General features: G+C 58.3%; 28 protein-coding genes. 14 read left to right on the top strand and 14 right to left on the bottom strand.

The window, feature by feature from the left end; all coding sequences use genetic code 11:
• The 9 genes from hypB to ACMWLG_RS14590 all read left to right on the top strand — a co-directional run bounded on the left by hypB (position 1) and on the right by ACMWLG_RS14590 (position 9582).
• Positions 1–864, top strand: a complete 864-nt coding sequence (gene hypB, locus ACMWLG_RS14630) for a hydrogenase nickel incorporation protein HypB (protein ID WP_039263378.1) — start codon at positions 1–3, stop codon at positions 862–864.
• A complete protein-coding gene (locus ACMWLG_RS14625; RefSeq protein WP_045404195.1) occupies positions 855–1127 on the top strand; it encodes a HypC/HybG/HupF family hydrogenase formation chaperone in 273 nt (90 codons plus the stop codon). Before hypB ends, ACMWLG_RS14625 begins: the two co-directional genes overlap by 10 nt.
• Positions 1128–1129: 2 nt before the next feature.
• A complete protein-coding gene (gene hypD, locus ACMWLG_RS14620) occupies positions 1130–2251 on the top strand; it encodes a hydrogenase formation protein HypD (RefSeq protein WP_045404194.1) in 1122 nt (373 codons plus the stop codon).
• Positions 2248–3258 (top strand): hydrogenase expression/formation protein HypE, encoded by a 1011-nt coding sequence (gene hypE / locus ACMWLG_RS14615; RefSeq protein WP_045404193.1) that lies wholly within the window; start codon positions 2248–2250, stop codon positions 3256–3258. The genes hypD and hypE overlap by 4 nt, the downstream gene beginning before the upstream one ends.
• Before the next feature lie 64 nt (positions 3259–3322).
• Positions 3323–5395, top strand: coding sequence for a formate hydrogenlyase transcriptional activator FlhA (gene flhA / locus ACMWLG_RS14610; protein ID WP_023308978.1), 2073 nt, complete (start codon positions 3323–3325; stop codon positions 5393–5395).
• Positions 5396–5548: 153 nt separating this feature from the next.
• Entirely contained in the window at positions 5549–6547 is a 999-nt protein-coding gene (locus ACMWLG_RS14605; RefSeq protein WP_045404192.1) for an ABC transporter substrate-binding protein, read from the top strand.
• Positions 6547–7584, top strand: a complete 1038-nt coding sequence (locus tag ACMWLG_RS14600) for a FecCD family ABC transporter permease (RefSeq protein WP_045404191.1) — start codon at positions 6547–6549, stop codon at positions 7582–7584. Before ACMWLG_RS14605 ends, ACMWLG_RS14600 begins: the two co-directional genes overlap by 1 nt.
• Positions 7584–8345, top strand: a complete 762-nt coding sequence (locus tag ACMWLG_RS14595) for an ABC transporter ATP-binding protein (RefSeq protein ID WP_045355783.1) — start codon at positions 7584–7586, stop codon at positions 8343–8345. Before ACMWLG_RS14600 ends, ACMWLG_RS14595 begins: the two co-directional genes overlap by 1 nt.
• A 16-nt stretch (positions 8346–8361) precedes the next feature.
• Positions 8362–9582, top strand: a complete 1221-nt coding sequence (locus ACMWLG_RS14590; protein ID WP_045404190.1) for an MDR family MFS transporter — start codon at positions 8362–8364, stop codon at positions 9580–9582.
• A gap of 5 nt (positions 9583–9587) precedes the next feature.
• Here the strand turns inward: ACMWLG_RS14590 and ACMWLG_RS14585 are convergent, their stop codons facing one another.
• Positions 9588–9932 (bottom strand): nitrous oxide-stimulated promoter family protein, encoded by a 345-nt coding sequence (locus ACMWLG_RS14585; protein WP_045404187.1) that lies wholly within the window; start codon positions 9930–9932, stop codon positions 9588–9590.
• A gap of 175 nt (positions 9933–10107) precedes the next feature.
• On the opposite strand from ACMWLG_RS14585, the gene ACMWLG_RS14580 reads away from it, so the two are divergent.
• A complete protein-coding gene (locus ACMWLG_RS14580; RefSeq protein WP_023308980.1) occupies positions 10108–10338 on the top strand; it encodes a SymE family type I addiction module toxin in 231 nt (76 codons plus the stop codon).
• A 113-nt stretch (positions 10339–10451) separates the two neighbouring features.
• Positions 10452–13013 (top strand): DNA mismatch repair protein MutS, encoded by a 2562-nt coding sequence (mutS, locus tag ACMWLG_RS14575; protein ID WP_414762996.1) that lies wholly within the window; start codon positions 10452–10454, stop codon positions 13011–13013.
• A 139-nt stretch (positions 13014–13152) separates the two neighbouring features.
• Here mutS and ACMWLG_RS14570 read toward each other — a convergent pair whose 3' ends face one another.
• Genes ACMWLG_RS14570 through ACMWLG_RS14560 form a run of 3 tightly spaced genes read right to left on the bottom strand, consistent with a single transcriptional unit; the run spans position 13153 to position 15404 of the window.
• Positions 13153–13374: a non-oxidative hydroxyarylic acid decarboxylases subunit D gene (locus tag ACMWLG_RS14570; RefSeq protein WP_003862116.1), complete on the bottom strand. Its 222-nt coding sequence runs from the start codon at positions 13372–13374 to the stop codon at positions 13153–13155.
• A gap of 10 nt (positions 13375–13384) precedes the next feature.
• Positions 13385–14812 (bottom strand): non-oxidative hydroxyarylic acid decarboxylases subunit C, encoded by a 1428-nt coding sequence (locus ACMWLG_RS14565; RefSeq protein WP_045404185.1) that lies wholly within the window; start codon positions 14810–14812, stop codon positions 13385–13387.
• On the bottom strand, positions 14802–15404 hold the full coding sequence (locus ACMWLG_RS14560) for a non-oxidative hydroxyarylic acid decarboxylases subunit B (RefSeq protein WP_023308983.1): 603 nt from the start codon (positions 15402–15404) through the stop codon (positions 14802–14804). Before ACMWLG_RS14560 ends, ACMWLG_RS14565 begins: the two co-directional genes overlap by 11 nt.
• 172 nt (positions 15405–15576) lie before the next feature.
• Here ACMWLG_RS14560 and ACMWLG_RS14555 point away from each other — a divergent pair, with 172 nt between their 5' ends.
• Positions 15577–15984, top strand: a complete 408-nt coding sequence (locus ACMWLG_RS14555) for a MarR family winged helix-turn-helix transcriptional regulator (protein ID WP_023308984.1) — start codon at positions 15577–15579, stop codon at positions 15982–15984.
• Here ACMWLG_RS14555 and ACMWLG_RS14550 read toward each other — a convergent pair.
• Positions 15981–16868, bottom strand: a complete 888-nt coding sequence (locus tag ACMWLG_RS14550) for a LysR family transcriptional regulator (protein ID WP_045404222.1) — start codon at positions 16866–16868, stop codon at positions 15981–15983. The genes ACMWLG_RS14555 and ACMWLG_RS14550 overlap by 4 nt on opposite strands.
• 108 nt (positions 16869–16976) lie before the next feature.
• Here ACMWLG_RS14550 and ACMWLG_RS14545 point away from each other — a divergent pair, with 108 nt between their 5' ends.
• Both ACMWLG_RS14545 and ACMWLG_RS14540 read left to right on the top strand, forming a co-directional pair.
• Positions 16977–18179 carry an MFS transporter gene (locus ACMWLG_RS14545; RefSeq protein ID WP_045404184.1) on the top strand — a complete coding sequence of 401 codons (1203 nt, stop codon included), beginning with the start codon at positions 16977–16979 and terminating at the stop codon, positions 18177–18179.
• Positions 18176–18553 (top strand): DUF4440 domain-containing protein, encoded by a 378-nt coding sequence (locus ACMWLG_RS14540; RefSeq protein ID WP_045404183.1) that lies wholly within the window; start codon positions 18176–18178, stop codon positions 18551–18553. The genes ACMWLG_RS14545 and ACMWLG_RS14540 overlap by 4 nt, the downstream gene beginning before the upstream one ends.
• Before the next feature lie 52 nt (positions 18554–18605).
• On the opposite strand, the gene rpoS is transcribed toward ACMWLG_RS14540, so the two are convergent.
• From rpoS to ACMWLG_RS14495, 9 genes are all read right to left on the bottom strand, one after another.
• Positions 18606–19598 (bottom strand): RNA polymerase sigma factor RpoS, encoded by a 993-nt coding sequence (gene rpoS / locus ACMWLG_RS14535; protein ID WP_008499600.1) that lies wholly within the window; start codon positions 19596–19598, stop codon positions 18606–18608.
• Positions 19599–19657: 59 nt separating this feature from the next.
• Positions 19658–20782, bottom strand: a complete 1125-nt coding sequence (gene nlpD, locus ACMWLG_RS14530) for a murein hydrolase activator NlpD (RefSeq protein ID WP_045619995.1) — start codon at positions 20780–20782, stop codon at positions 19658–19660.
• Positions 20783–20898: 116 nt separating this feature from the next.
• Positions 20899–21525 (bottom strand): protein-L-isoaspartate(D-aspartate) O-methyltransferase, encoded by a 627-nt coding sequence (locus ACMWLG_RS14525; protein ID WP_045404181.1) that lies wholly within the window; start codon positions 21523–21525, stop codon positions 20899–20901.
• On the bottom strand, positions 21519–22280 hold the full coding sequence (gene surE / locus ACMWLG_RS14520) for a 5'/3'-nucleotidase SurE (protein ID WP_023308990.1): 762 nt from the start codon (positions 22278–22280) through the stop codon (positions 21519–21521). The genes ACMWLG_RS14525 and surE overlap by 7 nt, the downstream gene beginning before the upstream one ends.
• A complete protein-coding gene (gene truD, locus ACMWLG_RS14515) occupies positions 22261–23310 on the bottom strand; it encodes a tRNA pseudouridine(13) synthase TruD (RefSeq protein WP_045404180.1) in 1050 nt (349 codons plus the stop codon). Before truD ends, surE begins: the two co-directional genes overlap by 20 nt.
• Positions 23307–23786, bottom strand: a complete 480-nt coding sequence (ispF, locus tag ACMWLG_RS14510; protein WP_008499607.1) for a 2-C-methyl-D-erythritol 2,4-cyclodiphosphate synthase — start codon at positions 23784–23786, stop codon at positions 23307–23309. The genes truD and ispF overlap by 4 nt, the downstream gene beginning before the upstream one ends.
• Positions 23786–24496: a 2-C-methyl-D-erythritol 4-phosphate cytidylyltransferase gene (ispD, locus tag ACMWLG_RS14505; protein ID WP_045404179.1), complete on the bottom strand. Its 711-nt coding sequence runs from the start codon at positions 24494–24496 to the stop codon at positions 23786–23788. Before ispD ends, ispF begins: the two co-directional genes overlap by 1 nt.
• A 19-nt stretch (positions 24497–24515) precedes the next feature.
• Positions 24516–24827, bottom strand: a complete 312-nt coding sequence (gene ftsB / locus ACMWLG_RS14500; RefSeq protein ID WP_008499609.1) for a cell division protein FtsB — start codon at positions 24825–24827, stop codon at positions 24516–24518.
• 166 nt (positions 24828–24993) lie between these two features.
• Positions 24994–25320 carry a DUF3561 family protein gene (locus ACMWLG_RS14495; RefSeq protein WP_045404178.1) on the bottom strand — a complete coding sequence of 109 codons (327 nt, stop codon included), beginning with the start codon at positions 25318–25320 and terminating at the stop codon, positions 24994–24996.
• Between the last annotated feature and the right edge of the window lie 36 nt (positions 25321–25356).

Here is a 25356-nt window from a genome sequence, read left to right as displayed (position 1 = left end):
ATGTGTAGCACCTGCGGTTGCGCCGAAGGCAACCTGTATATAGAAGGGGATGAACACCGTCCCCATTCCGCGTTTCGCTCCGCGCCCTTTTCGCCTGCCCCGCGGCCTGCTGCGGCGCTGACCGGTATCACCTTCGCCCCGCAACGCTCCGCTGCGGGCGATCTACACTACGGCCACGGCGAAGCGGGTACCCACGCGCCGGGCATCAGCCAGCGCCAGATGCTGGAGGTGGAAATCAACGTGCTGGACAAAAATAACCAGATCGCCGCCCGCAACCGCGCGCGCTTTGCCGCCCGCAAACAGCTGGTGCTGAACCTGGTCTCCAGCCCCGGCTCCGGCAAAACCACGCTGTTAACGGAAACGCTCAAACGCCTGAACGGGCGCGTCTCCTGCGCGGTGATTGAAGGCGACCAGCAAACCGTTAACGACGCGGCGCGCATTCGCGAAACCGGCACCCCGGCGATTCAGGTCAATACTGGCAAAGGCTGCCACCTGGATGCGCAGATGATTGCCGACGCCGCCCCGCGTCTTCCGCTGGCGGATAACGGCATTCTGTTTATTGAAAACGTCGGCAACCTGGTCTGCCCGGCGAGCTTCGATCTGGGCGAACGCCACAAGGTGGCGGTGCTTTCGGTGACCGAAGGCGAAGACAAACCGCTGAAATACCCGCATATGTTTGCCGCCGCGTCTATCATGCTGCTGAACAAAGTTGACCTGCTTCCGTACCTGAACTTCGACGTGGACAAGTGCCTGTCCTGCGCCCGGGAAGTGAACCCGGAGATTGAGATCCTGCTGGTCTCCGCCACGCGCGGCGACGGCATGGACGCCTGGCTGAACTGGCTGGAGAGTGAACGATGTGCATAGGCGTACCGGGACAAATCCATTCCATTGACGGGAACCAGGCCAAAGTGGAGGTCTGCGGCATCCTGCGCGACGTGGACCTGACGCTGGTGGGCAGCAGCGATGAAACGGGCGCATCGCGTCTCGGCCAGTGGGTGCTCGTCCACGTAGGGTTTGCCATGAGCGTGATTAACGAAGCGGAAGCCCGCGACACGCTGGAAGCATTGCAAAACATGTTCGACGTGGAGCCTGACGTGGGCGCGCTGCTGTACGGCGAGGAGCGTTAGCCATGCGTTACGTTGATGAATACCGCGCGCCGGAGCAGGTGCTGCAGCTTATCGGGCACCTGAAAACGCGCGCGGCGCTGCTGGAATACACGGCGGAAAACCCGTTGCGGATCATGGAGGTGTGCGGCGGACATACGCACGCCATCTTCAAATTTGGCCTCGACCAGCTGCTGCCGGAGAACATCGAGTTTATCCACGGCCCCGGCTGCCCGGTGTGCGTGCTGCCGATGGGGCGCATCGACAGCTGCATCGAAATTGCCAGCCAGCCCGACGTCATTTTCTGCACCTTTGGCGACGCGATGCGCGTGCCGGGGAAAAACGGCTCGCTGCTGCAGGCGAAAGCGCGCGGGGCCGACATCCGGATCGTCTATTCGCCGATGGATGCCCTGACGCTGGCGGAGGACAACCCCGCGCGCAGGGTGGTGTTTTTTGGCCTGGGATTTGAAACCACCATGCCCGCCACCGCCATCACGCTGCAGCAGGCGAAAGCGCGCGGCGTCGGGAATTTTTTCTTCTTCTGCCAGCACATTACGCTCATCCCCACCCTGCGCAGCCTGCTGGAAGAGCCGGGAAACGGCATTGACGCCTTTCTGGCACCGGGCCACGTCAGCATGGTGATTGGCACAGACGCCTACGATTTTATCGCTGAACAGTACAATCGTCCGTTAGTGGTGGCTGGTTTCGAACCACTTGATCTACTGCAAGGTGTCACCATGCTGGTTGAGCAGAAAATAGCGGCCCTGAGTACCGTGGAAAATCAGTACCGCCGCGTGGTGCCGGATGCGGGAAATGAACGAGCGCAGCAGGCGATAGCCGACGTGTTTAGCGTTGAGGGCGACAGCGAGTGGCGCGGCCTGGGGCTGATTGCTGAATCCGGCGTGCGCCTGACGCCAGCCTATCGCGCGTTCGATGCCGAAGCGCATTTCCGCCCGCAGCCGCAGCAGGTTTGCGACGATCCCCGGGCCCGCTGCGGCGAAGTCCTCACCGGTAAATGCAAACCGCATCAATGCCCGTTATTTGGCAATACCTGTAACCCGCAAACGGCGTTTGGCGCGCTGATGGTCTCCTCCGAAGGGGCGTGTGCCGCGTGGTATCAGTATCGCAACCAGGAGAGTGAAGCATGAATACGGTTGAAATGGCGCACGGCAGCGGCGGACAGGCGATGCAGCAGCTGATTAACCGGCTGTTTATGGAAGCCTTCAACAACCCCTGGCTCGCCGAACAGGAAGACCAGGCGCGCATTGACCTCGCCACCCTCACCGCGCAGGGCGACAGGCTGGCCTTCTCCACCGACAGCTACGTGATTGACCCGCTGTTCTTCCCCGGCGGCGATATCGGCAAGCTCGCCGTCTGCGGCACGGCCAACGACGTGGCGGTCAGCGGTGCCGTTCCGCGCTACCTCTCCTGCGGGTTTATCCTCGAAGAGGGATTGCCGATGGAGACGCTCACGACAGTGGTCAACAGCATGGCGCAGACCGCACGCGAGGCCGGGATAGCTATCGTCACCGGCGATACCAAAGTGGTGCAGCGCGGCGCGGCCGACAAGCTGTTTATCAACACCGCCGGCATGGGCGCGATCCCCGCCGATATTCACTGGGGCGCACAGCGCCTCAGCGTGGGCGACGGGCTGATCGTGACCGGCACGCTGGGCTGCCACGGGGCGACCATCCTGAACCTGCGCGAGGGCCTGGGGCTGGACGGCGAACTGCGCAGCGACTGCGCGGTACTCACCCCGCTGATTCAGACGCTGCGCGGTATTCCCGGCGTGAAGGCCCTGCGGGATGCCACGCGAGGCGGTGTCAACGCCGTGGTCCATGAGTTTGCGGCAAGCTGCGGATGCGGGATTGAACTCACCGAGCGCAGCCTGCCCGTTAAGCCCGCCGTTCGTGGGCTTTGCGAACTGCTGGGGCTGGACCCGCTCAACTTTGCCAACGAAGGCAAACTGGTGATTGGCGTTGAACGCTCGGCCGCGGAAGCCGTTCTTGAACAGCTGCGGGCTCATCCGTCAGGAAAAGAGGCGGCGATGATTGGTGAAGTGGTTGAGCGCAAAGGGGTGCGCCTGACCGGACTTTATGGCGTGAAGCGGACGCTTGACCTGCCGCACGCGGAACCCTTACCCCGTATTTGCTAGAACCGCGCCAAAAGCGGTCAGCACTGAATGTCTCTTTTTTTGCCAGTTTCTATTGGAAAGCAATATGCCGTATACACCGATGAGCGATCTTGGACAGCAGGGCCTGTTTGACATCACGCGCACACTTTTACAGCAGCCCGATCTCGGTGCGCTGAGCGATGCCCTGACGCGGCTGGTCAGGCAATCGGCGCTGGCGGACAGCGCCGCGATTGTGCTCTGGCATAGCGGAACGCAGCGCGCGAGCTACTACTCGACGCGTGATAATGGCAAAACGTTTGAATACGAAGACGAAACGTATCTGGCGCATGGCCCGGTGCGCCGCATACTCTCCCGGCCTGAAGTGCTGCACTGCAACTTTGCGGAGTTCCGCCAGGCGTGGCCGAAGCTGGCGGAGAGCGACCTCTATCAGCCTTTCGGGCATTACTGCATGCTGCCGCTGGCGGCTGAGGGCCAGATTTTTGGCGGCTGCGAGTTTATCCGCACGACCGACCAGCCCTGGAGCGAGGCGGAATACGAGCGCCTGCACACCTTTACCCAGATTGTGGCCGTCGTCGCGGAGCAGATCCAAAGCCGCGTCACCAATAACGTCGATTACGACCTGCTGAGCCGCGAGCGCGACAACTTCCGCATTCTGGTCGCCATCACCAACGCCGTGCTCTCCCGCCTGGACATGGACGAGCTGGTTAGCGAAGTTTCGAAAGAGATCCACCACTATTTCAAAATAGACGCCATCAGCATTGCGCTGCGCGGCCATCGCAAGGGCAAGCTGAACATCTACTCCACGCACTATCTCGATGAAGCCAACCCGGCGCACGAGCAGAGCGAAGTGGACGAAGCGGGCACCCTTTCCGAGCGGGTCTTCAAAAGCAAAGAGATCCTCCTGCTCAACCTGAACGAGCAGGACCCGGTCGCGCCGTACGAGCGGATGCTGTTTAACACCTGGGGCAATAAAATTCAGACCCTGTGCCTGCTGCCGCTGATGTCCGGTAACACCATGCTGGGCGTGCTGAAGCTGGCGCAGTGCGAGGAAGGCGTGTTTACCACCGCCAACCTGAAGCTGCTGCGCCAGATTGCCGAGCGTATTTCCATCGCGCTCGATAACGCCCTCGCCTATCAGGAAATTCATCGCCTGAAAGAGCGGCTGGTGGATGAGAACCTGGCCCTGACCGAACAGCTCAACAACGTGGACAGCGAGTTTGGTGAAATCATCGGGCGCAGCGACGCCATGTACAGCGTGCTTAAGCAGGTTGAGATGGTGGCGCAAAGCGACAGCACGGTGCTGATTCTGGGCGAAACCGGTACGGGTAAAGAGCTGATTGCCCGCGCTATCCATAACCTGAGCAACCGCAACAGCCGCCGGATGGTGAAGATGAACTGCGCCGCGATGCCTGCGGGACTGCTGGAAAGCGATCTGTTCGGCCACGAGCGCGGTGCATTCACCGGAGCCAGCAGCCAGCGGCTGGGCCGTTTTGAGCTGGCGGACAAAAGCTCGCTGTTCCTCGACGAAGTGGGCGATATGCCGCTGGAGCTACAGCCGAAACTGCTGCGCGTCCTGCAGGAGCAGGAGTTTGAGCGCCTTGGCAGCAACAAACTTATCCAGACCGACGTGCGGCTGATTGCGGCCACCAACCGGGACCTGAAAAAAATGGTCGCCGACCGCGAGTTTCGCAGCGACCTTTACTATCGCCTGAACGTCTTCCCGATCTTCCTGCCGCCGCTGCGCGAGCGCCCGGAAGATATCCCCCTGCTGGTTAAAGCCTTTACCGCGAAGATCGCGCGCCGTATGGGGCGAAACATCGACAGTATTCCTGCCGAGACGTTGCGTACCCTTTCATCGATGGAATGGCCCGGCAACGTGCGCGAGCTGGAAAACGTCATCGAACGCGCGGTGCTGCTGACGCGCGGAAACGTGCTGCAACTCTCCCTGCCTGAAGTTACGCTTCCTGACGTAACCGCGCCCGCCGCCGAGACAGCGAAAGAGGGAGAAGATGAATATCAGCTCATTATGCGCGTGCTGAAAGAGACCAACGGCGTGGTCGCCGGGCCAAAAGGTGCCGCCCAGCGTCTGGGGTTAAAACGCACCACCCTGCTGTCACGCATGAAGCGTCTCGGTATTGATAAAGAGAGCCTGGTTTAAGCCCCCAATCCGGCGGTGTTTTTCTGGCACCGCCTTTCGTTACCCTGCGCAATTGTCCCTCATTGACACAAAATCGTTTCCTCTGTATAAAATTCCGCCTTAATAATGAGTTTCATTTGCATCAATAATAATATTAATCAAGGGTAGCGTTTCATGAAGAAGGTCATCTGCGCGTTAGGCCTGGCGGTTGCGTCGGTCAGTTCTGCTCTGGCAACCACATATCCTCTGACCATTGAAAACTGTGGCTATAAAGAGACATTCACCAAAGCGCCGGAACGCGTCGTGGCTCTGGGTCAGAATACCGTCGAAATTCTGCTCCTGCTGGGGCTGGAAGATAAGGTGAAGGCCAGCGCCTTCTGGCCGACGAAAGTGCTGCCGCAGCTGGCGGAACAGAACGCAAAAATCAAAACCCTGACGGTCGAAATCCCTACCCTTGAATCCGTGCTTGCGCAAGATCCCGACTTTGTCCCCGCGCAGTCACCGCTGCTGCTGGGGCCGGAAAGCAAGGTCGCAAAACGCGACGATCTGATGACTCTGGGCGTGAACAGCTACGTGTCACCGGGCATGTGTGCGACCAAAAAAGCCACCGGCGATATGTACGGCAGCCGCCAGAAGCTTTGGGATATGACGTATCTCTACAAAGAGATTGAGGATTTCGCCAAAATCTTTAACGTTGAAGACCGCGGTCAGGCCGTGATTGCCGATTTCAAAAAACGTGAGGCTGACCTGCGCCAGGAATTCGGCAAGAATAAAAAAGACCTTTCGTTTGTCTTCTGGTTCTCCAGTTCATCCCCTTCTGCGGACGCCTACGTCGGCGGTAAAAATAGTCCCTCCGGGTTTATCGCCAGCCTGATGGGCGGCCATAACGCCATTACGTCCGAGACCGAATGGCCAACCGTGGGTTGGGAAAGCATTATTGCCGCCAATCCGGATGTCATCGTGGTGTCCAGCCTTGACCGCAACCGCTGGGCGCTGGATAACGCGGAAGAAAAAATCAAATTCCTGAAGAGCGATCCGGCGGTCAGCCAGTTGGACGCGGTGAAAAAAGGCCATATCGTGGTGATGGACGGCCAGGCGATGAACCCGACGATCCGCACGATTTACGGGGCTGAGCAGGTCGGCGAACAGCTCAGAAAGCTGGGGCTGAACTGATGACAACCGCCGTTCTTCAGGCCCGGCAGAGCCTGGTTCTGACGACCTCGGGTTTGCTCGCTCTGGTCCTGTTATTTCTGGCGATCGCGCTGAGCGTCAGCGTCGGCGAGTTGTCCATCCCGCTGGATAACGTGTTTTACGCCATCAGCAATAAAATGGGGCTCACCGAGGTTCCACTCACTCGCATCTATGAGAGCGTGATCTGGGACTTTCGCCTGAGCCGCGCGCTGGTGGCGGCCTGCTGCGGCGCGGGGCTGGCCATCTGCGGGGCCGTATTGCAGAGCCTGCTGAAGAACGCGCTGGCGGAACCCTACGTGCTCGGCGTATCCGCGGGCGCATCGACCGGGGCGGTCTCTGTCGTCGTATTGGGGATCGGCACCGGTGCGGTGTCGCTCTCTGCCGGGGCCTTTGCCGGGGCGTTCGCCGCGTTTGCGTTTGTCGCGTTTCTGACGAACGGGGCGCGCGGCGGGAATGAACGTACGATTCTGGCAGGCGTCGCCGCCTCGCAGCTTTTTAACGCTATTACCGCCTACACCATTAGCACCTCCGCCAGTGCCCAGCAGGCGCGCGACGTAATGTTCTGGCTGCTGGGCAGCTTCAGCGGCGTACGCTGGCCTGAATTCCAGCTGGCACTGGTCGTGGTGCTGATTGGGTTAGCCATTTGCCTCTACTATTCCCGGGCGCTGGATGCCTTTACGTTCGGTGATGACGCCGCGGCATCGTTGGGCATTGCTGTCCCCTGGGTGCGCCTGGCACTTTTTACCACTACCGCGCTGATTACCGCGACCATCGTCAGCATGGCGGGCTCAATCGGCTTTGTCGGGCTGGTGGTGCCGCACGTCATGCGTTTCCTGTTCGGGCCGCTGCACCGCACGCTGCTGATTGCCAGCGCGCTGGCAGGCGCAATCCTGATGGTGCTGGCCGATATCGCCTCGCGCATGCTGATTGCGCCGCAAAGCCTGCCCGTCGGCGTGGTCACCGCGCTGGTTGGCGTTCCGTTCTTTGCCGTGATTATCTACCGCTCAAGGAATAAGTGATGAGCATCTGCGCTGAAAATATTACCTGGAAGGTCGGCAAAAAAGTCATCGTTAATGACGTGTCGCTGAAGGTTTCCCGGGGCGAAACGGTAGGACTGCTTGGCCCTAACGGCTGCGGTAAATCGTCTCTTTTACGTATCCTCGCGGGGCTGCGTCGCCCGGATGCGGGCTGTGTGACGCTGGACGGCCAGGACATCTCTCGTATTGCCAAAAAGCAGCTGGCCCGCCGGGTCGCCTTCGTGGAGCAGCACGGCATGACTGACGCCAACATGCGCGTGCGCGACGTGGTCAAACTCGGGCGGATTCCGCACCACTCCGCCTTTTCCAACTGGAGCACGCACGATGACGAAACCGTCACCGCCGCTCTGCAGCGCGTGGATATGCTGGATAAAAGCAACCAGGGGTGGCTGAGCCTCTCCGGCGGTGAGCGCCAGCGCGTCCACATTGCCCGCGCGCTGGCCCAGACCCCGACGGAAATCCTGCTGGATGAACCAACAAACCACCTGGACATTCATCATCAGATGCAGCTGATGCAGTTGATCAGCGAATTACCGGTCACCAGCATTGTCGCTATCCACGATCTCAACCACGCCTCGATGTTCTGCGACTCGCTGATTGTGATGCAGAAAGGCCAAATTGTGGCGACGGGGACACCGCAGGACATCCTGTCCGAGTCGTTGCTCTGGGACGTCTTCCGGGTCAAAACCAAAATCGAGATCTCGCCGTTCCATGGCAAAAAACACATTCACTTTATCGTTTAGGGGCGAGTGACCAACGATGCCCCTTCGCCCTGCCACCACGCTCTGGCCGCCCGTTTTACTGGGTAGCCAGTTTGTTTTTAACATCGGCTTTTACGCCGTTGTCCCCTTCCTGGCGATATTCCTGCGCGACGATATGCTGCTCTCCGGCGGGCTGATCGGGCTGATCCTCGGCCTGCGCACGTTCTCTCAGCAGGGGATGTTTATCGTCGGCGGCGCGCTCTCGGACCGGTTTGGCGCGAAAATCGTTATCCTGAGCGGGTGCATTATTCGCGTCGCGGGCTATCTGCTGCTGGCGTTCGGGCACGCACTCTGGCCCATCATTCTTGGGGCGTGCCTGACCGGTATTGGCGGCGCATTGTTCTCCCCCTCGATTGAGGCACTGCTGGCAAAAGCAGGCACGCAAAGCGAGGCGAGAGGCAAGCGTAGCCGGGCGGAGTGGTTTGCCCTCTTTGCCGTCTGCGGTGAACTCGGTGCGGTGCTGGGCCCGGTTGCCGGTGCCCTGCTGACGGGGCTTGGCTTCCGCCAGGTGGCGCTGGCGGGTGCAGGGGTTTTCATTATTGCCTTACTGGTGCTGCACTTCTGTCTTCCGGCTTCCCCCCGCCTTTCACAGACCCTAAACATACAGCCCTGGTGGACGACGTTCCGCCAGCCGCGCTTTGTCGCCTTTATCATTGCCTACAGCTCGTGGCTGTTAAGCTATAACCAGCTCTATCTGGCGCTGCCGGTAGAGCTCCAGCGCTCCGGTGGTAACGAGAAAGATCTTGGCCCGCTGTTTATGCTGGCCTCGGTGCTGATCATCACTTTGCAGCTTCCGCTGGCCCGCTTCGCCCGACGCGTGGGGGCGGTGAGAATTCTGCCGGTGGGCTTTTTGCTGCTCTCCGCCGCCTTTGCGAGCGTGGCGATGTTTGCGGCGACAGAACCGCCAGAGGGCTGGCTGCGCCTGCTGCCGTCGGTCTGTTTCGTGACGCTGTTGACGCTGGGACAGATGCTGCTGGTACCCTCGGCTAAGGACCTGATTCCCCGGTTTGCCGAGGAGTCCACGCTGGGGGCGCACTACGGCGCACTCGCCACCGCCGGAGGCATTGCGGTACTGGCCGGCAATTTGCTGTTTGGCAGCCTGCTGGATCGCGCGCTGGTGCCCTCAACGCAGGCGATGCTCCCCTGGCTGCTGCTGGCCCTCTTCCCGCTCTGCAGCGCGCTGGCCCTTAACGTGATTTGCCGCCCGCTCAGAAGCTGAACCGGTCACTTTTTCGGACGATACTTTTCCGGCAGTTCCGGCACTGGACGACGGTCATCCATCAGATGGCGAACGGTCAGGATGGGATGACGCCATAACATACGCGGGCCTGCCCAGCGCATAAGCTGCTTCATCTCCTCACGTCTGGCAGGCTGGTAGCAGTGTACGGGGCACTGCTTGCAGGCAGGCTTTTCCTCACCGAAAACGCATTTATCCAGGCGCTTATCGGCATACGCATTGAGCGCCTGATAGTGCCCTTCCTCCTGAGATGCCTGCGGGCAATGCTTTTCATACAGCGCGATCATTTTCGCGATGGTCTCTTTTTCTCGTGAGATGCGTTTACCGGACATAGCGGATTACCGAATAATAAAGTGCATCAATAATACACCTTTCAACACTGGATTTCAGCGGTTGCATTTCGTTTCCTGAAGCCTGATTCCAGTTTTAGCCCTGCACCGGCTAGCAATCACTGGTATTTTATACAGGCATCAGAAATGACCTTTGTCCGTGTTGTCTGGAGACCCTATGCAAGAGCTCGCGATCGGCAAACCCTATCGCCATTTAAAAGTGGGATATTTTAGAAAGCGCCATGAAGACCGCAATACCAAGATACCGAAGCGCTACAGCGTGCATGCGGCGCTGAGCTTAAAAGGTGACTGGCTTGAAAAAGCGGGATTTACAACCCATTCCCGAGTCAGGGTGGGCGTGGAGCATGGAAAAATTGTCATCGAATTAATGTCGGAAGATGCCTCGTAAAGCCACGACATTTTTCTGCGCCGGACCTTTTTTTCATGCGACAATAGAAGGAACAAACGGCCATTGAGCCCATCAAAACGGTTTATTTTCAAAGAAATGGACATCATAACTCCATGAGCACAATCGATAATTTCGACGCACATACGCCGATGATGCAGCAGTATCTGAAGCTGAAAGCACAGCATCCGGAAATCCTGCTGTTTTACCGTATGGGCGATTTTTACGAGCTGTTTTATGACGATGCTAAGCGTGCATCGCAGCTGCTCGACATCTCGCTAACCAAACGTGGCGCATCGGCAGGCGAGCCCATTCCTATGGCAGGTATCCCGCACCACGCGGTAGAAAACTACCTGGCGAAGCTGGTGAATCAGGGCGAGTCCGTTGCCATCTGCGAACAGATCGGCGATCCGGCGACCTCAAAAGGCCCGGTGGAACGCAAAGTCGTGCGCATCGTCACGCCTGGCACCATCAGTGATGAAGCCCTGTTACAGGAGCGCCAGGATAACCTTCTGGCAGCGCTGTGGCAGGACGGTAAAGGGTTTGGCTACGCGACGCTGGATATCAGCTCCGGACGTTTTCGTCTGAGTGAACCGGCTGACCGTGAAACGATGGCTGCCGAACTGCAGCGCACCAACCCTGCAGAATTGCTCTATGCCGAAGATTTCGCCGAAATGTCGCTGATTGAAGGTCGTCGCGGGTTGCGCCGTCGTCCGCTGTGGGAATTCGAAATTGATACCTCGCGCCAGCAGCTGAATCTGCAGTTTGGCACCCGCGATCTGATTGGCTTTGGCGTTGAAAATGCCCCGCGCGGGCTGTGTGCGGCAGGTTGCCTCCTGCAGTACGTGAAAGATACCCAGCGCACCGCCCTGCCGCATATCCGCTCTATCACCATGGAGCGCCAGCAGGACAGCATCATCATGGATGCCGCCACGCGCCGTAACCTGGAGATCACGCAGAACCTGGCGGGTGGCGTAGAAAATACGCTCGCGTCGGTCCTCGACAGTACGGTTACGCCAATGGGCAGCCGCATGCTGAAACGCTGGCTGCATATGCCGATCCGCAATACCGAGACGCTGGTTTGCCGTCAGCAGACGATTGCCGCGCTGCAGGATCGCTATACCGAGCTGCAGCCGGTCCTGCGCCAGGTGGGCGATCTGGAGCGTATCCTTGCGCGTCTGGCACTTCGAACAGCGCGACCACGCGACCTCGCGCGGATGCGTCATGCTTTCCAGCAGTTGCCGGAACTGCGTGCGCAGCTGAGTGACGTTGACAGCGCGCCGGTACAGAAACTCCGCGAAACCATGGGCGAATTTACCGAGCTTCGCGAACTGCTGGAGCGTGCCATTATCGATGCGCCTCCGGTTCTGGTGCGTGATGGCGGCGTGATTGCCCCGGGCTACAACGAGGAGCTGGACGAATGGCGCGCGCTGGCCGATGGTGCGACGGACTACCTCGATAAGCTGGAAATCCGCGAGCGCGAGCGTCTTGGGCTCGACACCCTGAAAGTGGGGTATAACGCGGTACACGGTTACTACATTCAAATTAGCCGCGGGCAGAGCCACCTGGCGCCGATTCACTACGTGCGTCGCCAGACGTTGAAAAACGCCGAACGCTACATCATTCCTGAACTGAAAGAGTACGAAGACAAAGTCCTCACCTCGAAAGGCAAGGCGCTGGCGCTGGAAAAACAGCTTTATGACGAGCTATTCGACATGCTGATGCCGCACCTGGGCGACCTGCAGCAGAGCGCCAGCGCGCTGGCGGAGCTGGACGTGCTGGTCAATCTGGCAGAACGCGCTGAAACGCTGAACTACACCTGCCCGACCTTTACCGATAAGCCCGGCATTCGCATCACTGAAGGCCGTCACCCTGTGGTAGAGCAGGTGCTCAACGAACCGTTCATCGCCAACCCGCTGAGCCTGTCACCGCAGAGAAGAATGTTGATCATTACCGGTCCGAACATGGGCGGTAAGAGTACCTATATGCGTCAGACGGCGCTTATTGCGCTGCTCGCGTATATTGGCAGCTACGTCCCGGCGCAAAACGTGGAGATTGGCCCCATCGACCGCATCTTTACCCGCGTCGGGGCTGCGGACGATCTGGCGAGCGGACGCTCAACCTTCATGGTCGAGATGACCGAAACGGCAAACATTCTGCATAACGCGACGGAGCACAGCCTGGTGCTGATGGACGAAGTCGGACGCGGAACGTCAACCTATGATGGTCTGTCCCTGGCATGGGCCTGTGCGGAAAGCCTTGCGAATAAAATCAAGGCCATGACGCTTTTTGCCACCCATTATTTCGAACTCACGCAGCTGCCGGAGAAAATGGAAGGTGTTGCGAACGTTCATCTGGATGCGCTGGAGCACGGCGATACCATTGCCTTCATGCATACGGTGCAGGATGGCGCGGCGAGCAAGAGCTATGGCCTGGCCGTCGCGGCGCTGGCAGGCGTACCGAAGGACGTGATCAAGCGCGCGCGTCAGAAACTGCGTGAACTGGAAAGCCTGTCACCGAATGCGGCGGCGACGCAGATTGATGGCACCCAGATGTCGCTGCTGATGCCTGCAGAAGAGACGTCGCCTGCGGTGGAAGCGCTGGAGAACCTCGACCCGGATTCACTGACGCCGCGTCAGGCGCTGGAGTGGATTTACAGGTTGAAGAGTCTGGTTTAGTTTTCTGCGGTCTGTTTTGTCGGGTGGCGGCTTCGTCTTACCCGACCTACAAAACCGTAGGCCCGGTAAGCGCAGCGCCACCGGGCAAAAGACCGCACAATATTATCGCCCGGTAAGCGTAGCGCCATCGGGCTTTTTTTTACAGCAGCGGCGGGATTGTCGGCACCTGCGGCGCCTCATCAATATCCTTCTGCGTCATGCGGAACGCTTCCGGATAGTGCTCGCGGCTGGTGCGGCGCAGCGGTTCGGTATCGCGCCAGGTATACAAACAATGCTGGCACTGATAAACGGTCCAGACCCCTTTTACCGGCGACGTCGCCATCACTTCAATATGCTCATCGGCACAACGTGGACAAATCATCTTTTCCTCCTTATTGACGTGCTGCCAGCATCGCGGTCAGTTTTTCAGCCCAGGCTTTGGTTTCAGGCAGATCCTGTACCGGCTGGCTGTAGTGGCCCCGGGTGTCCGGCGCGACAGGCGTGGTGGCATCGATAATCAGTTTGTCGGTAATGCCCGCCGGGCTGGAACCGGGATCGAGTTCAAGGACCGACATGTTCGGCAGTTGCACCAGATCGCCTGCCGGGTTCACTTTCGACGACAGCGCCCACATCACCTGCGGAAGGTTGAACGGATCGACATCCTCATCCACCATAATTACCATCTTCACGTAGCCGAGGCCGTGCGGCGTGGTCATGGCGCGTAAACCGACCGCGCGGGCAAAACCGCCGTAGCGTTTTTTAGTGGAGATAATCGCCAGCAGACCGTGGGTGTACATCGCGTTCACCGCCTGCACTTCCGGAAACTCCGCTTTAAGCTGCTGGTAGAGCGGGACGCAGGTAGCCGGTCCCATCAGGTAGTCAATCTCGGTCCAGGGCATGCCGAGATAAAGGGATTCGAAAATCGGCCTGGTGCGGTAAGAGACTTTGTCGATACGGACAATCGTCATGTTACGACCACCGGAATAGTGTCCGGTAAACTCGCCAAACGGCCCCTCGATTTCACGCTTGCGGCCTTCAATCACCCCTTCCAGGATCACTTCAGAACCCCATGGCACATCGAAGCCGGTCAACGGCGCTGTGGCAATCGGGTACGGGCTTTCACGCAGCGCGCCAGCCATTTCATACTCGGACTGATCGTATTTCAGCGGCGTGGCGCCCATCAGGGTGATGATCGGGTCGTTGCCCAGCGTAATCGCAATCGGCAGGTCTTCACCACGCTCTTCCGCTTTGTGCAGATGCAGGGCGATATCGTGCATCGGAACCGGCTGGAGGCCGAGCTTGCGCTTGCCCTTCACTTCCATACGGTAGATCCCGACGTTCTGCTTGCCGAAGTTGTCCGGGTCGAGCGGATCGCGCGAGACAACGCACGCTTTATCGAGATAAAAACCGCCGTCACCGTCGTTCAGGCGAAACAGCGGCAGGATATCGAACAGGTTAATGTCCTCCCCGTCCACCGTATTCTGCGCCCAGGCCGGGTTGGCGCGGCGCTCCGGTGTGACGGGAAATTTATCCCAGCGGCGGATAAATTCGTCGATCTGTTTTTTTACCGGAGTGTTCGCAGGCAGCCCCATCGAAATGGCGTGGTTCTGCCAAGAGCCGATGGTGTTCATCACCACGCGGGCATCGGTAAAGCCACGAATGTTGTCGAACCACAGCGCAGGCGCGCCGTCGCCAATGCGGCCGGTCGCGTTGGCTGCCGCCGCCAGATCGGGCTCGGCGTTAACCTCTTCCTCAATTTTCAGCAGTTGCCCTTGCTCATCGAGCGCCTGCAGGAAGCTTCTCAAATCATCAAATGCCATCTTTATTCTCCTGTGCAAAATGTTTCGCCTCCCGCAGCCCGTTCCAGCGGCGCGCCTTTTTATGCTCCAGACCGAACTGGTCGAGCACGCGGGTCACGATGTGCTGGGTAATGTCATCGGCGGTTTGCGGGTGGTTGTAATACGCAGGCATGGGCGGCACCATCGCCACGCCCATGCGGGAAAGAGCAAGCATGTTCTCAAGATGAATGGTGCTGAGCGGCGTTTCACGAGGAACCAATACCAGCTTGCGCCCCTCTTTCAGCACCACGTCCGCCGCACGTCCCACCAGCCCTTCGGCGTAGCCCGCGCGGATACCCGCCAGCGTTTTCATGCTGCAGGGAATGACGATCATGCCGTCGGTGCGAAACGAGCCAGAGGAGATGGTGGCGGCCTGGTCAGCCGGACTGTGGACAACGTCAGCCAAAGCAGCAACGTCCTGCGCGGTGTAGGGCGTTTCCAGCTCGATGGTGGTTTTTGCCCACTTAGACATCACCAGATGCGTCTCCACCTCCGGCATTTCCCGCAGCGCCTGCAGCAGCGCCACGCCCAGCGGTGCGCCCGTTGCCCCCGTCATTCCTACTATCAATCTCATTCATCACCTCAATTATTTGTTCGTACACGAACATTATAAATAAGCTACTCCAGGATCGTTTTCCTGGCAAGATCGTTCGCATACGATCACACGAATGGCTAAAAGATGCCGCGTTAAAATTGAGAGCAATAGCGGCTATCATAGGGGAGAGATTTTTTCCGTCGGAGAGTTCATGGAACTAAGACAAGAGGCGTTCCACCTGTTACGTCAGCTTTTTCAACAGCATACCGCGCAGTGGCAACATGCCTTACCGGAACTGACCAAGCCACAGTATGCGGTGATGCGCTCTATTGCCGAGCATCCGGGTATTGAACAGGTGGCGTTAACCGAAGTGGCGGTCAGCACGAAAGCGACCCTGGCGGAGATGCTCAGCCGCATGGAGGCGCGCGGGCTGGTCAAACGCGAGCACGATCCGGCCGATAAGCGCCGCCGGTTTGTCTTCCTGACGCCAGAAGGTGAAGCCCTGCTTGCTGGCTGTAAACCGGTTGGCAACGAGGTGGATGAGGCGTTTTTAGGACGTCTTAACAAGGCCGAGCGGGAGCAGTTCTCCGCGCTCATCAAAAAGATGATGCACGATTAATTCACGCTGGCGCGCATAAAATCGATAAAGGTGCGCACTTTCGCTGACACGTGGCGGGCATCGGGATAAACCGCATAGATGCCCTGCTGCGCAAAGGTATATTCCGGTAAAACCGGGACCAGTTTTCCCGCATCAAGCGCATCGCGCGCCAGCCATTCCGGCAGTAACGCCACACCTCCGCCAGCAAGTGCAAAGGCCATAAGGGCCTGAGCGCTGTCGACAAACAGACGCGGCGCTTTTTTTATCTCCAGCGTTTCAGGCGCACCGCTGGAATCCTTCACCTGCCAGCGCAGCGGCGAGGCCAGACGCTCGTGAATAATCCAGTCGGCGTTGGCAAGGTGCGCAAGCGTTTCGATCGGATGGTTAACGAGCCACCCGGGCGCCGCGACGGGGAGAATGGAGAAGTGCGCAATCAGCGCGGCGTGGTTGCGCGAATCGGCAAGCGTTCCCAGACGGATGGCTACGTCAAAGCGCTCCGATATAAGGTCAGCGTGCAGGGACGACGAAACGTGCCGCACGCGAAGATCCGGGTGCTGCTGGCTAAACCTGGCCAGCAGCGGCACCACCACCTGTGAGCCATACTCGGGCGTAGTCGTGATCCGCAGTTCGCCAGTGAGCCCCGCATGATTCGCGCGGACATCATCCTGCAGCCGTTCCGCATCCTTCAGAAGCGCCACGCTGCGCTGATGAAAGAGCGCGCCCGCCTCGGTTAACGTCAGGCGGCGGGTGGAGCGCAGCAGCAGCGTAACGCCCAGCTCATCTTCAAGCTGGCGAATATTGAAGCTGACCACGGCTTTTGTCAGCCCCATTGCCTCGGCTGCAGCAGTGAAACTGCCGGTGTCGGCCACCGCGACAAACATCTGAGCCCGCTGCAGATTAATCATCATCACGCCCTTTACTGTCAAAACTTTTTTGACAGTATATCGCGCTTTGTCAGGTTTATCCGTGCTTCCCGGATCGATACGATACGCCACCTCACCGGAGGATCCACCATGACGTATCGCAGCAAAGTCGCCGTTGTTTATCTGCTGGGCTTTTTTCTTGATTTGATCAATATGTTTATTGCCAGCGTCGCCTTCCCGGCAATGGCTCACGCCTTTAACACCACGCCTTCAGCCCTTGCCTGGGTCAGTAACGGGTACATTGCCGGCCTGACGCTGGTGATCCCGTTCAGCAGCGTGCTCACGCGCCGCATCGGACCAAAGCGCGTCATCCTGCTCTCGCTTTTTCTGTTCAGCGCAGCCTCCGCAGCGCCGGGCCTGTCTGCAACGCTTGAAAGTCTGATCGCCTGGCGAGTACTCCAGGGCGTGGGTGGAGGTTTACTGATCCCCGTCGGACAGGCGCTGACCTGGCAACAGTTTAAGCCTCACGAGCGTGCCCGACTCTCCTCGGCGGTGATGCTGGTGGCATTGCTTGCCCCGGCCTGCTCCCCTGCTATCGGAGGCCTGCTGGTGCAGACGCTAAGCTGGCGATGGATATTTTTCGCCACGCTACCGGTCGCTGTCGTGACCTTTGTTTTGGCCTGCCTGTGGCTTAAACACGAAATGCCCGCGATGAAAGCGGCCAGACTGCTAAACCTGCCGTTACTCGCGGACCCGCTTTTGCGTTTTTCCATGCTTGTCTATATCTGCGTACCCGGCATGTTTATTGGGGTGAACGTCACGGGCATGTTTTATCTTCAGCAAGTGGCGAACATGAGCCCAGCCGCAACGGGGATGCTCATGCTGCCGTGGTCCGTGGCATCGTTTATCGCCATCACGGCAACGGGACGCTATTTTAACCGTATCGGCCCCCGACCGCTGATCGTCATCGGCTGCCTGCTGCAGGCGACGGGTATCCTGCTTTTGATTAACGTCAGTTCGGCTACGCTGCTGCCTGCCGTTGCGTTTACCCTGATGGGCGCGGGGGGAAGCCTGTGCAGCAGTACGGCTCAGAGCAGCGCTTTTCTGACGACGCGCCGGGAAGAGATGCCGGATGCCAGCGCGCTGTGGAATCTTAATCGTCAGCTGAGCTTTTTTGCCGGAGCCCTGCTGCTGGCGCAGGCCCTGAGCCTGGCGCAGGCCTGGCTGACACCGCTCGCCGCCTGGCACGGGATGTTTATTTTTGCCGCAGGCATGACCCTGCTGCCTGTACCGTACATTTTTCGTCTTAACAATACGCAGGTGCTCACCCAGCTGCGACAGGAGAATTCATGACGCCTTTCGAACACGACATTATCGACCTCCACATTGCGCTTGAAGACTGGTTAGGCAAAGGTGAAGGTGATTCCGACGCCCTGCTCGCCCGCTTCAGCCCGGATTTTATGATGATCCCACCGGGCGGCGTTCAGATCGACTATATCGGTCTTGCCAGTTTTCTGGAAAATCAGCGCGGAAGCCGTCCAGGACTGAAGATCGTCATTGACGAATTATCCACGATCCAGCGCTGGGATCGTGGCGCGGTGCTCCACTACCGGGAGACGCAAACCCGGCCGGACCTGCCCGTCAACGTGCGCTGGTCAACCGCGGTGCTCAATCAGGAAGGCGATCGGATAGTGTGGCGTCTGCTGCACGAAACGGCTAAGCCGTAGCGCAAAAGAAAAAGGCCCGTCTCACGACGGGCCTTTTTTGACGAAAGGTTGCTTATTCGCGGAACAGCGCTTCGATATTCAGACCTTGCCCCTGCAGGATTTCACGCAGGCGGCGCAGACCTTCAACCTGAATCTGACGAACACGTTCACGAGTCAGGCCAATTTCGCGGCCGACGTCTTCCAGTGTCGCAGCTTCATACCCCAGTAAACCGAAACGACGTGCCAGCACTTCACGCTGTTTGGCGTTCAGTTCGAACAGCCATTTGACGATGCTCTGCTTCATGTCATCGTCCTGCGTGGTATCTTCCGGACCGTTGTCTTTTTCATCGGCCAGGATGTCCAGCAGCGCTTTTTCGGAGTCGCCACCCAGCGGGGTGTCAACGGAGGTAATGCGCTCGTTGAGACGCAGCATACGGCTAACGTCATCAACCGGTTTATCGAGTTGCTCGGCAATCTCTTCTGCGCTTGGCTCGTGGTCCAGTTTATGGGACAACTCGCGCGCGGTGCGCAGATAAACGTTCAACTCTTTGACGATGTGAATCGGCAGGCGGATCGTACGGGTCTGGTTCATAATAGCCCGTTCGATGGTCTGACGAATCCACCAGGTCGCGTAGGTTGAGAAACGGAACCCGCGTTCCGGGTCAAACTTCTCAACTGCGCGGATGAGACCTAAGTTGCCCTCTTCAATCAGATCCAGCAGAGCCAGACCACGATTGCCGTAACGGCGGGCAATTTTCACGACCAGTCGCAGGTTACTTTCAATCATGCGACGACGCGAGGCTACATCACCACGCAAAGCACGACGTGCGAAATAGACTTCTTCTTCGGCCGTTAGCAGTGGGGAGTAACCAATCTCCCCAAGGTAAAGCTGAGTCGCGTCCAGTACACGCTGTGTGGCACCCTGCGATAACAGCTCTTCTTCAGCCAAATCGTTATCACTGGGTTCCTCTTCTACTAAGGCTTTTTCGTCAAAAGCCTCTACTCCGTTCTCATCAAATTCCGCGTCTTCATTTAAATCATGAACTTTCAGCGTATTCTGACTCATAAGGTGGCTCCTACCCGTGATCCCTGAACGAGACACCCTGGCTGGCATGCCCCGTCAAATTATCGCTGCGGCAAATACTGCAGCGGGTTTACGGATTTCCCCTTGTAACGAATTTCAAAATGCAAGCGTGTAGAACTGGTTCCGGTGCTACCCATAGTAGCGATTTTTTGCCCCGCCTTAACTTCTTGTTGTTCCCGGACCAGCATTGTGTCGTTATGGGCGTAGGCACTCAGGTAATCATCGTTATGTTTGATGATAATAAGATTACCGTAACCGCGCAGAGCGTTACCGGCATACACAACGCGTCCGTCAGCGGTCGCGATGATAGCCTGTCCTTTACTCCCTGCGATATCGATCCCTTTATTTCCCCCCTCGGAGGAAGAGAAGTTCTCAATAACCTTGCCGTCAGTTGGCCAGCGCCATGTAGAGATAGGCGAACTGGAGGTCATACTGCTGGCAGTCGGTACAGTAGAGCTAACCACAGGTGCCGTCACCGGTGCTGTGACAACAGTCGCAGTCCCTTTATTATTCGGCAACATTTTGTTAGCAGTCTGATCACCTGAATCCTCAGAATACGTAATTACAGGTTGTGAAGCAACCACCGTGGTGGATTTTTGTGCAGGCTTAACGCTGTTATTTTGAGCCGTCACATCGGCCGCTGAAACGGTGTTGCCAGGCGTAAGCGGCGTGCCCGTCGCGTTGCCAACCTGGAGCGTTTGCCCCACTTCCAGACCATACGGGGCCTGGACGTTATTGCGCTGCGCGAGGTCACGGAAATCGTTCCCGGTGATCCACGCAATGTAGAACAGCGTATCGCCGCGTTTCACGGTATAGGTGCTGCCACCGGTATAGCTGCCTTTCGGAATGTTCCCATACTGGCGGTTATAGACTATGCGGCCATTTTGGGTCTGAACAGGCTGTTCCACTGGCTGAATCTGTGTCGGCTGCGTCATTGGACGCTGAACCGGCTGGATTGGCGGATTTTGTTGCGCCGTAGAGGTGCCCATTTTAGGCGGAGGAGTGATCAACATTCCGCTGGACGTGTTACCCGAGCCGCTGTTTCCGCCGACAGAACTGACGGGCGCAGGCGCGTTGTTAGAACTTGTACAGCCTGCCAGCCAGAGCGAAACCAGTGATAATGCCGCAACACGGCTGATGGTGAATTTAGGGCTTCCCGCGCTCATTTATCCCCCAGGAATGTGTTAACTACCAGTGACTTAAAATTTACCGTGATGACACGAATCTTTCGCGCCACACCATACGCTGAATTTGCCTTAATAACCCTGGATAATTCCGAGTCTCAGGCCAACTCCCCCTTTACCAGAGGCACAAAGCGCACGGCTTCCACGGTGTCGATAATAAACTCGCCGCCGCGCCGACGAACGCGCTTCAAAAGCTGCTGCTCGTCCCCGACGGGCAGAACAAGAATTCCCCCCTCATCCAGCTGCGACAACAGGGCCGCAGGAATTTCAGGCGGGGCCGCCGTCACGATGATCGCGTCAAACGGCGCGCGCGCCTTCCAACCCTGCCATCCATCACCGTGTCGTGTCGAAACATTGTGTAAATCAAGTTGTTTCAGGCGACGACGCGCCTGCCACTGCAAACCTTTAATCCGCTCAACGGAGCATACATGATGAACCAGATGCGCCAGAATCGCGGTTTGATACCCCGACCCGGTGCCAATCTCCAGCACGCGTGATTCGGGCGTCAGCTCCAGCAGCTCCGTCATGCGCGCCACCATGTAAGGCTGCGAAATCGTCTGGCCCTGTCCGATGGGCAGCGCCACGTTTTCCCACGCTTTGTGTTCAAACGCCTCGTCTACAAATTTTTCACGCGGAACCAGGGCGAGCGCTTCGAGCACGTGCTCGTCGCTGATCCCCTGCGCGCGGAGTTGTTCCAGAAGAGTTTGTACACGTTTGTTTACCATTGCGCGTTCACTCCTGCGCGATCCAGCCAGCCCGACACCACATCATGCGCGCTATACGCGGTTAAATCTACGTGCAGCGGAGTAACCGAAACATAGCCTTCATCCACGGCGGCAAAGTCGGTATCCGGACCCGCATCGCACTTGTCGCCGGGAGGGCCAATCCAGTAAAGCGTGTTGCCGCGAGGATCCTGCTGCGGGATGACCTGATCGGCAGGGTGTCGACTCCCGCAACGGGTGACGCGAATGCCTTTAATTTCGTCGAGGGGAAGATCCGGCACGTTGATGTTGAGGATGCGCCCGGTACGCAACGGCTCGCGGCCGAGCGCCCGCAGGATCGAACAGGTCACCGCGGCGGCGGTATCGTAGTGCGTATGGCCGTTCAACGAGACCGCCAGCGCCGGGAATCCCAGATGGCGCCCTTCCATTGCGGCCGCCACGGTGCCGGAGTAAATCACGTCATCGCCGAGGTTAGGACCGGCGTTAATGCCGGAAACAACGATATCCGGACGCGGCCGCATCAGCGCGTTCACGCCCAGAAAAACACAGTCGGTTGGCGTGCCCATCTGCACGGCAATATCGCCATTTTCAAAGGTAAAGGTGCGAAGCGACGACTCCAGCGTCAGAGAGTTAGACGCTCCACTGCGGTTACGATCGGGCGCCACGACCTGCACATCCGCAAATTCGCGGAGATGTTTCGCCAGGGTCTGAATGCCTGGCGCGTGGATCCCGTCATCGTTACTCAGCAATATTCGCATAATCACCCGAGGTGTTGATTAGTTCCCTGACAACACTGGTGGCAAAGCTACCTGCCGGTAGCCAGAAGCGTAACTCGACGGTTACGTCATCCCACCAGTTCCAGCTTAACTGCTGCGGATAGAGCAGCATCGCGCGGCGTGCCGCTTCAACTTTTTCCCGCACCAGCAAGGATTGCAATTCTGGCGCATCCGCTACGGCTGACTGCTCGGCGGCCAGCGCGTCGCCCTGTGTTCCCCAGTCACCCGTACCGGGCAACGCGGCGGTAATCATCAGCGCTTTTGCGTCCACGCGCGACTGCACATCAGCCATCTCTTCGGCCATTGCCACAAACCAGCTTCCGCGTCCCGCTAATTGTAGCGCATCGCCAACAACAACTTGATTCGCGTCCGGTTTTTTCAGCCTTTCGCTCACAATCTGATTAAACAACGCGCTGCGGGCCGCCGACAACCAAAAACTGCGTTTATTCCTGTCACGTACCGGCGCATCGCTTTGCGCCCAGCGCAGCGCGCCCTGCAGGTTGCTGCCGCCGATGCCAAAGCGCTGCGCGCCAAAGTAGTTCGGTACGCCGCGGTCGCTGATGGCGTTCAGGCGTTTTTCAACGTCTTCTCGGTCAGTCACTTCGCGCAGCACCAGCGTAAACGCGTTGCCTTTCAGCGCCCCCAGACGCAGTTTGCGCTTGTGGCGGGCATATTCCAGTACCTTACAGCCCTCAAGCTCAAATTTGCTTAAATCAGGCATCGCATTGCCGGGAACGCGCGCGCAGAGCCACTGTTCCGTGACGGCGTGTTTATCTTTCTGCCCGGCAAAGCTCACCTCGCGGGCATGAATTTTGAGGAATTTTGCCAGCGCGTCGGCCACAAAGCGGGTATTACAGCCATTTTTCAGAATACGCACCAGGATATGTTCGCCTTCGCCATCCGGCTCAAAGCCCAGATCCTCGACCACGAGGAAATCTTCCGGGCTGGCTTTCAGCACCCCGTTCCCCTGCGGCTTACCGTGCAGGTATGTCAGGTTGTCGAAGTCTGTCATTTGCTCGCCTTCACCAGCAGCGCCACGGCTTCACAGGCAATCCCTTCGCCACGCCCGGTGAAGCCCAGCTTCTCGGTCGTCGTCGCTTTGACGTTCACGTCGTCCATATGGCAGCCCAGATCTTCTGCAATAAATACGCGCATCTGCGGAATGTGCGGCAGCATTTTTGGGGCCTGGGCGATAATCGTCACGTCGACGTTGCCAAGGGTATAGCCTTTCGCCTGAATGCGGCGCCACGCTTCGCGCAGCAGTTCACGGCTGTCCGCCCCTTTAAACGCCGGGTCGGTGTCCGGGAACAGCTTGCCGATATCACCCAGTGCGGCCGCGCCCAACAGCGCGTCGGTCAGCGCATGCAGCGCCACGTCGCCATCAGAATGCGCCAGCAGCCCTTTTTCATAAGGAATGCGCACGCCGCCAATGATAATTGGGCCTTCGCCGCCAAAGGCGTGTACATCAAAACCGTGTCCAATTCGCATTATGCCTTCTCCTGATGGGTCGAACGGGTAAGATAAAATTCCGCGAGCTGTAAATCTTCCGGACGCGTCACTTTAATATTATCAGCACGTCCTTCAACAAGCTCAGGGTGGAAACCGCAGTACTCCAGCGCAGAGGCTTCGTCCGTGATGGTCGCACCTTCGTTAAGCGCGCGCGTTAAGCAGTCGTGGAGTAATTCGCGGGGGAAAAATTGCGGCGTCAGCGCGTGCCATAGATCGACGCGATCGACGGTGTGGGCGATAGCCCGTTTGCCCGGCTCGGCGCGCTTCATGGTGTCGCGCACGGGGGCGGCCAGAATGCCACCCACTTTGCTGGTTTCGCTCAGCGACAGCAGGCGCGCAAGGTCGTCCTGGTGCAGGCACGGACGGGCCGCGTCATGGACCAGTACCCACGGGGCGTTTCCGGCAGCCTGAATGCCTGCCAGCACGGAATCGGCGCGCTCGGCACCGCCATCGACAACGGTAATCTGTGGATGATTTGCCAGCGGTAGCTGCGCGAAGCGCGCATCGCCCGGGCTGATAGCGATGATCACCCGCGTCACCCGCGGGTGCGCCAGCAGCGCCGCCACGGCGTGCTCGAGGATCGTTTTATCGCCAATAGAGAGGTACTGCTTGGGACATTCTGTCTGCATGCGCCGGCCAAAACCTGCGGCCGGCACCACGGCGCATACGTCCGAAAAAGTTACTGCCATGTCGTAATCCTGGGCCTGATTATCGATTATTTTGTGCTGAGCCCTGATTGCGTTTAGACGCATCCGGAACCAGACGATAAAAGGTTTCGCCCGGCTTAGTCATACTGAGTTCATTGCGTGCGCGTTCCTCAATCGCCTCTTGCCCGCCATTGAGGTCATCAATTTCAGCAAAGAGTTGATCGTTTCGCGCCTTAAGTTTGGCGTTTGTTGCCTGCTGAGCCGCGACGTCATCGCTTACCCGGCTATAGTCGTGCAGTCCGTTCTTACCGAACCACAGCGAGTATTGCAGCCAGATTAGCAAAGCCAGCAACAGCAGCGTTAGTTTACCCATCCTGCCCCCTGAAAAACGGCATCATCATCCCAAGACTTCCCCAGAGCACTACGCCGGGGTAACAGAGATGCCGCAACATCGCGGGCAAATGTACCACATTTTTTCCGCAGAATCGTCCTGCACAATATCGTTACACAGTTGGTTACGGTTTGAATTATGGCTGAAGTTAGCCCATGAGCCACAAAAATAACAGACCAAACATCAGAACCACCGTCACAATCGTGACCAAGGTGCTGTAGAGGAGCTTGCCGTTGAGCAGAGAGTGCAGCGCAATGCCGACAACAACCGCCACGGGCATCAACGCCAGAAAGAAAGGCCAGGTGTAGAGAAAGAAGAACAGCGTGTTGCCGCCGTAGATAAGAAACGGAATGCCAAGCGCCAGCAGCCATGAGACGAAGCCAATGATGGCCCCAGGAAATGACCAGGTCGTTTCGTCGTCGGTCGCTAGCGGCTCCGACCCGGTGGTGGTGATGTAATGTTCACTGTTGCGCATAGCTAATCCTGTGACCGTGACTCATCGTTCGGGAAG

The organism is Enterobacter sp. 01-M-02-SI-ECC (assembly GCF_047530595.1).
Taxonomy (GTDB): domain Bacteria; phylum Pseudomonadota; class Gammaproteobacteria; order Enterobacterales; family Enterobacteriaceae; genus Enterobacter; species Enterobacter cloacae_M.
This window is presented reverse-complemented; position numbering and strand designations above follow the sequence as displayed.

Bases quoted from the DNA above. Each gene is read 5' to 3' on its own strand.
- ACMWLG_RS14560 (WP_023308983.1), bottom strand. From the start codon at position 15,404: ATGAGATTGATAGTAGGAATGACGGGGGCAACGGGCGCACCGCTGGGC.
- ftsB (WP_008499609.1), bottom strand. From the start codon at position 24,827: ATGGGTAAACTAACGCTGCTGTTGCTGGCTTTGCTAATCTGGCTGCAA.
- ACMWLG_RS14495 (WP_045404178.1), bottom strand. From the start codon at position 25,320: ATGCGCAACAGTGAACATTACATCACCACCACCGGGTCGGAGCCGCTA.
- hypB (WP_039263378.1), top strand. From the start codon at position 1: ATGTGTAGCACCTGCGGTTGCGCCGAAGGCAACCTGTATATAGAAGGG.
- ACMWLG_RS14555 (WP_023308984.1), top strand. From the start codon at position 15,577: ATGGAACTAAGACAAGAGGCGTTCCACCTGTTACGTCAGCTTTTTCAA.
- ACMWLG_RS14570 (WP_003862116.1), bottom strand. From the start codon at position 13,374: ATGATTTGTCCACGTTGTGCCGATGAGCATATTGAAGTGATGGCGACG.
- ACMWLG_RS14585 (WP_045404187.1), bottom strand. From the start codon at position 9,932: ATGTCCGGTAAACGCATCTCACGAGAAAAAGAGACCATCGCGAAAATG.
- rpoS (WP_008499600.1), bottom strand. From the start codon at position 19,598: ATGAGTCAGAATACGCTGAAAGTTCATGATTTAAATGAAGACGCGGAA.
- ACMWLG_RS14550 (WP_045404222.1), bottom strand. From the start codon at position 16,868: ATGATTAATCTGCAGCGGGCTCAGATGTTTGTCGCGGTGGCCGACACC.
- ACMWLG_RS14595 (WP_045355783.1), top strand. From the start codon at position 7,584: ATGAGCATCTGCGCTGAAAATATTACCTGGAAGGTCGGCAAAAAAGTC.
- ACMWLG_RS14605 (WP_045404192.1), top strand. From the start codon at position 5,549: ATGAAGAAGGTCATCTGCGCGTTAGGCCTGGCGGTTGCGTCGGTCAGT.
- ACMWLG_RS14625 (WP_045404195.1), top strand. From the start codon at position 855: ATGTGCATAGGCGTACCGGGACAAATCCATTCCATTGACGGGAACCAG.
- ACMWLG_RS14580 (WP_023308980.1), top strand. From the start codon at position 10,108: ATGCAAGAGCTCGCGATCGGCAAACCCTATCGCCATTTAAAAGTGGGA.
- truD (WP_045404180.1), bottom strand. From the start codon at position 23,310: ATGACAGACTTCGACAACCTGACATACCTGCACGGTAAGCCGCAGGGG.
- hypD (WP_045404194.1), top strand. From the start codon at position 1,130: ATGCGTTACGTTGATGAATACCGCGCGCCGGAGCAGGTGCTGCAGCTT.
- mutS (WP_414762996.1), top strand. From the start codon at position 10,452: ATGAGCACAATCGATAATTTCGACGCACATACGCCGATGATGCAGCAG.
- ACMWLG_RS14590 (WP_045404190.1), top strand. From the start codon at position 8,362: ATGCCCCTTCGCCCTGCCACCACGCTCTGGCCGCCCGTTTTACTGGGT.
- hypE (WP_045404193.1), top strand. From the start codon at position 2,248: ATGAATACGGTTGAAATGGCGCACGGCAGCGGCGGACAGGCGATGCAG.
- ispD (WP_045404179.1), bottom strand. From the start codon at position 24,496: ATGGCAGTAACTTTTTCGGACGTATGCGCCGTGGTGCCGGCCGCAGGT.
- surE (WP_023308990.1), bottom strand. From the start codon at position 22,280: ATGCGAATATTGCTGAGTAACGATGACGGGATCCACGCGCCAGGCATT.
- ACMWLG_RS14525 (WP_045404181.1), bottom strand. From the start codon at position 21,525: ATGGTAAACAAACGTGTACAAACTCTTCTGGAACAACTCCGCGCGCAG.
- ACMWLG_RS14600 (WP_045404191.1), top strand. From the start codon at position 6,547: ATGACAACCGCCGTTCTTCAGGCCCGGCAGAGCCTGGTTCTGACGACC.
- ispF (WP_008499607.1), bottom strand. From the start codon at position 23,786: ATGCGAATTGGACACGGTTTTGATGTACACGCCTTTGGCGGCGAAGGC.
- ACMWLG_RS14545 (WP_045404184.1), top strand. From the start codon at position 16,977: ATGACGTATCGCAGCAAAGTCGCCGTTGTTTATCTGCTGGGCTTTTTT.
- nlpD (WP_045619995.1), bottom strand. From the start codon at position 20,782: ATGAGCGCGGGAAGCCCTAAATTCACCATCAGCCGTGTTGCGGCATTA.
- ACMWLG_RS14565 (WP_045404185.1), bottom strand. From the start codon at position 14,812: ATGGCATTTGATGATTTGAGAAGCTTCCTGCAGGCGCTCGATGAGCAA.
- ACMWLG_RS14540 (WP_045404183.1), top strand. From the start codon at position 18,176: ATGACGCCTTTCGAACACGACATTATCGACCTCCACATTGCGCTTGAA.
- flhA (WP_023308978.1), top strand. From the start codon at position 3,323: ATGCCGTATACACCGATGAGCGATCTTGGACAGCAGGGCCTGTTTGAC.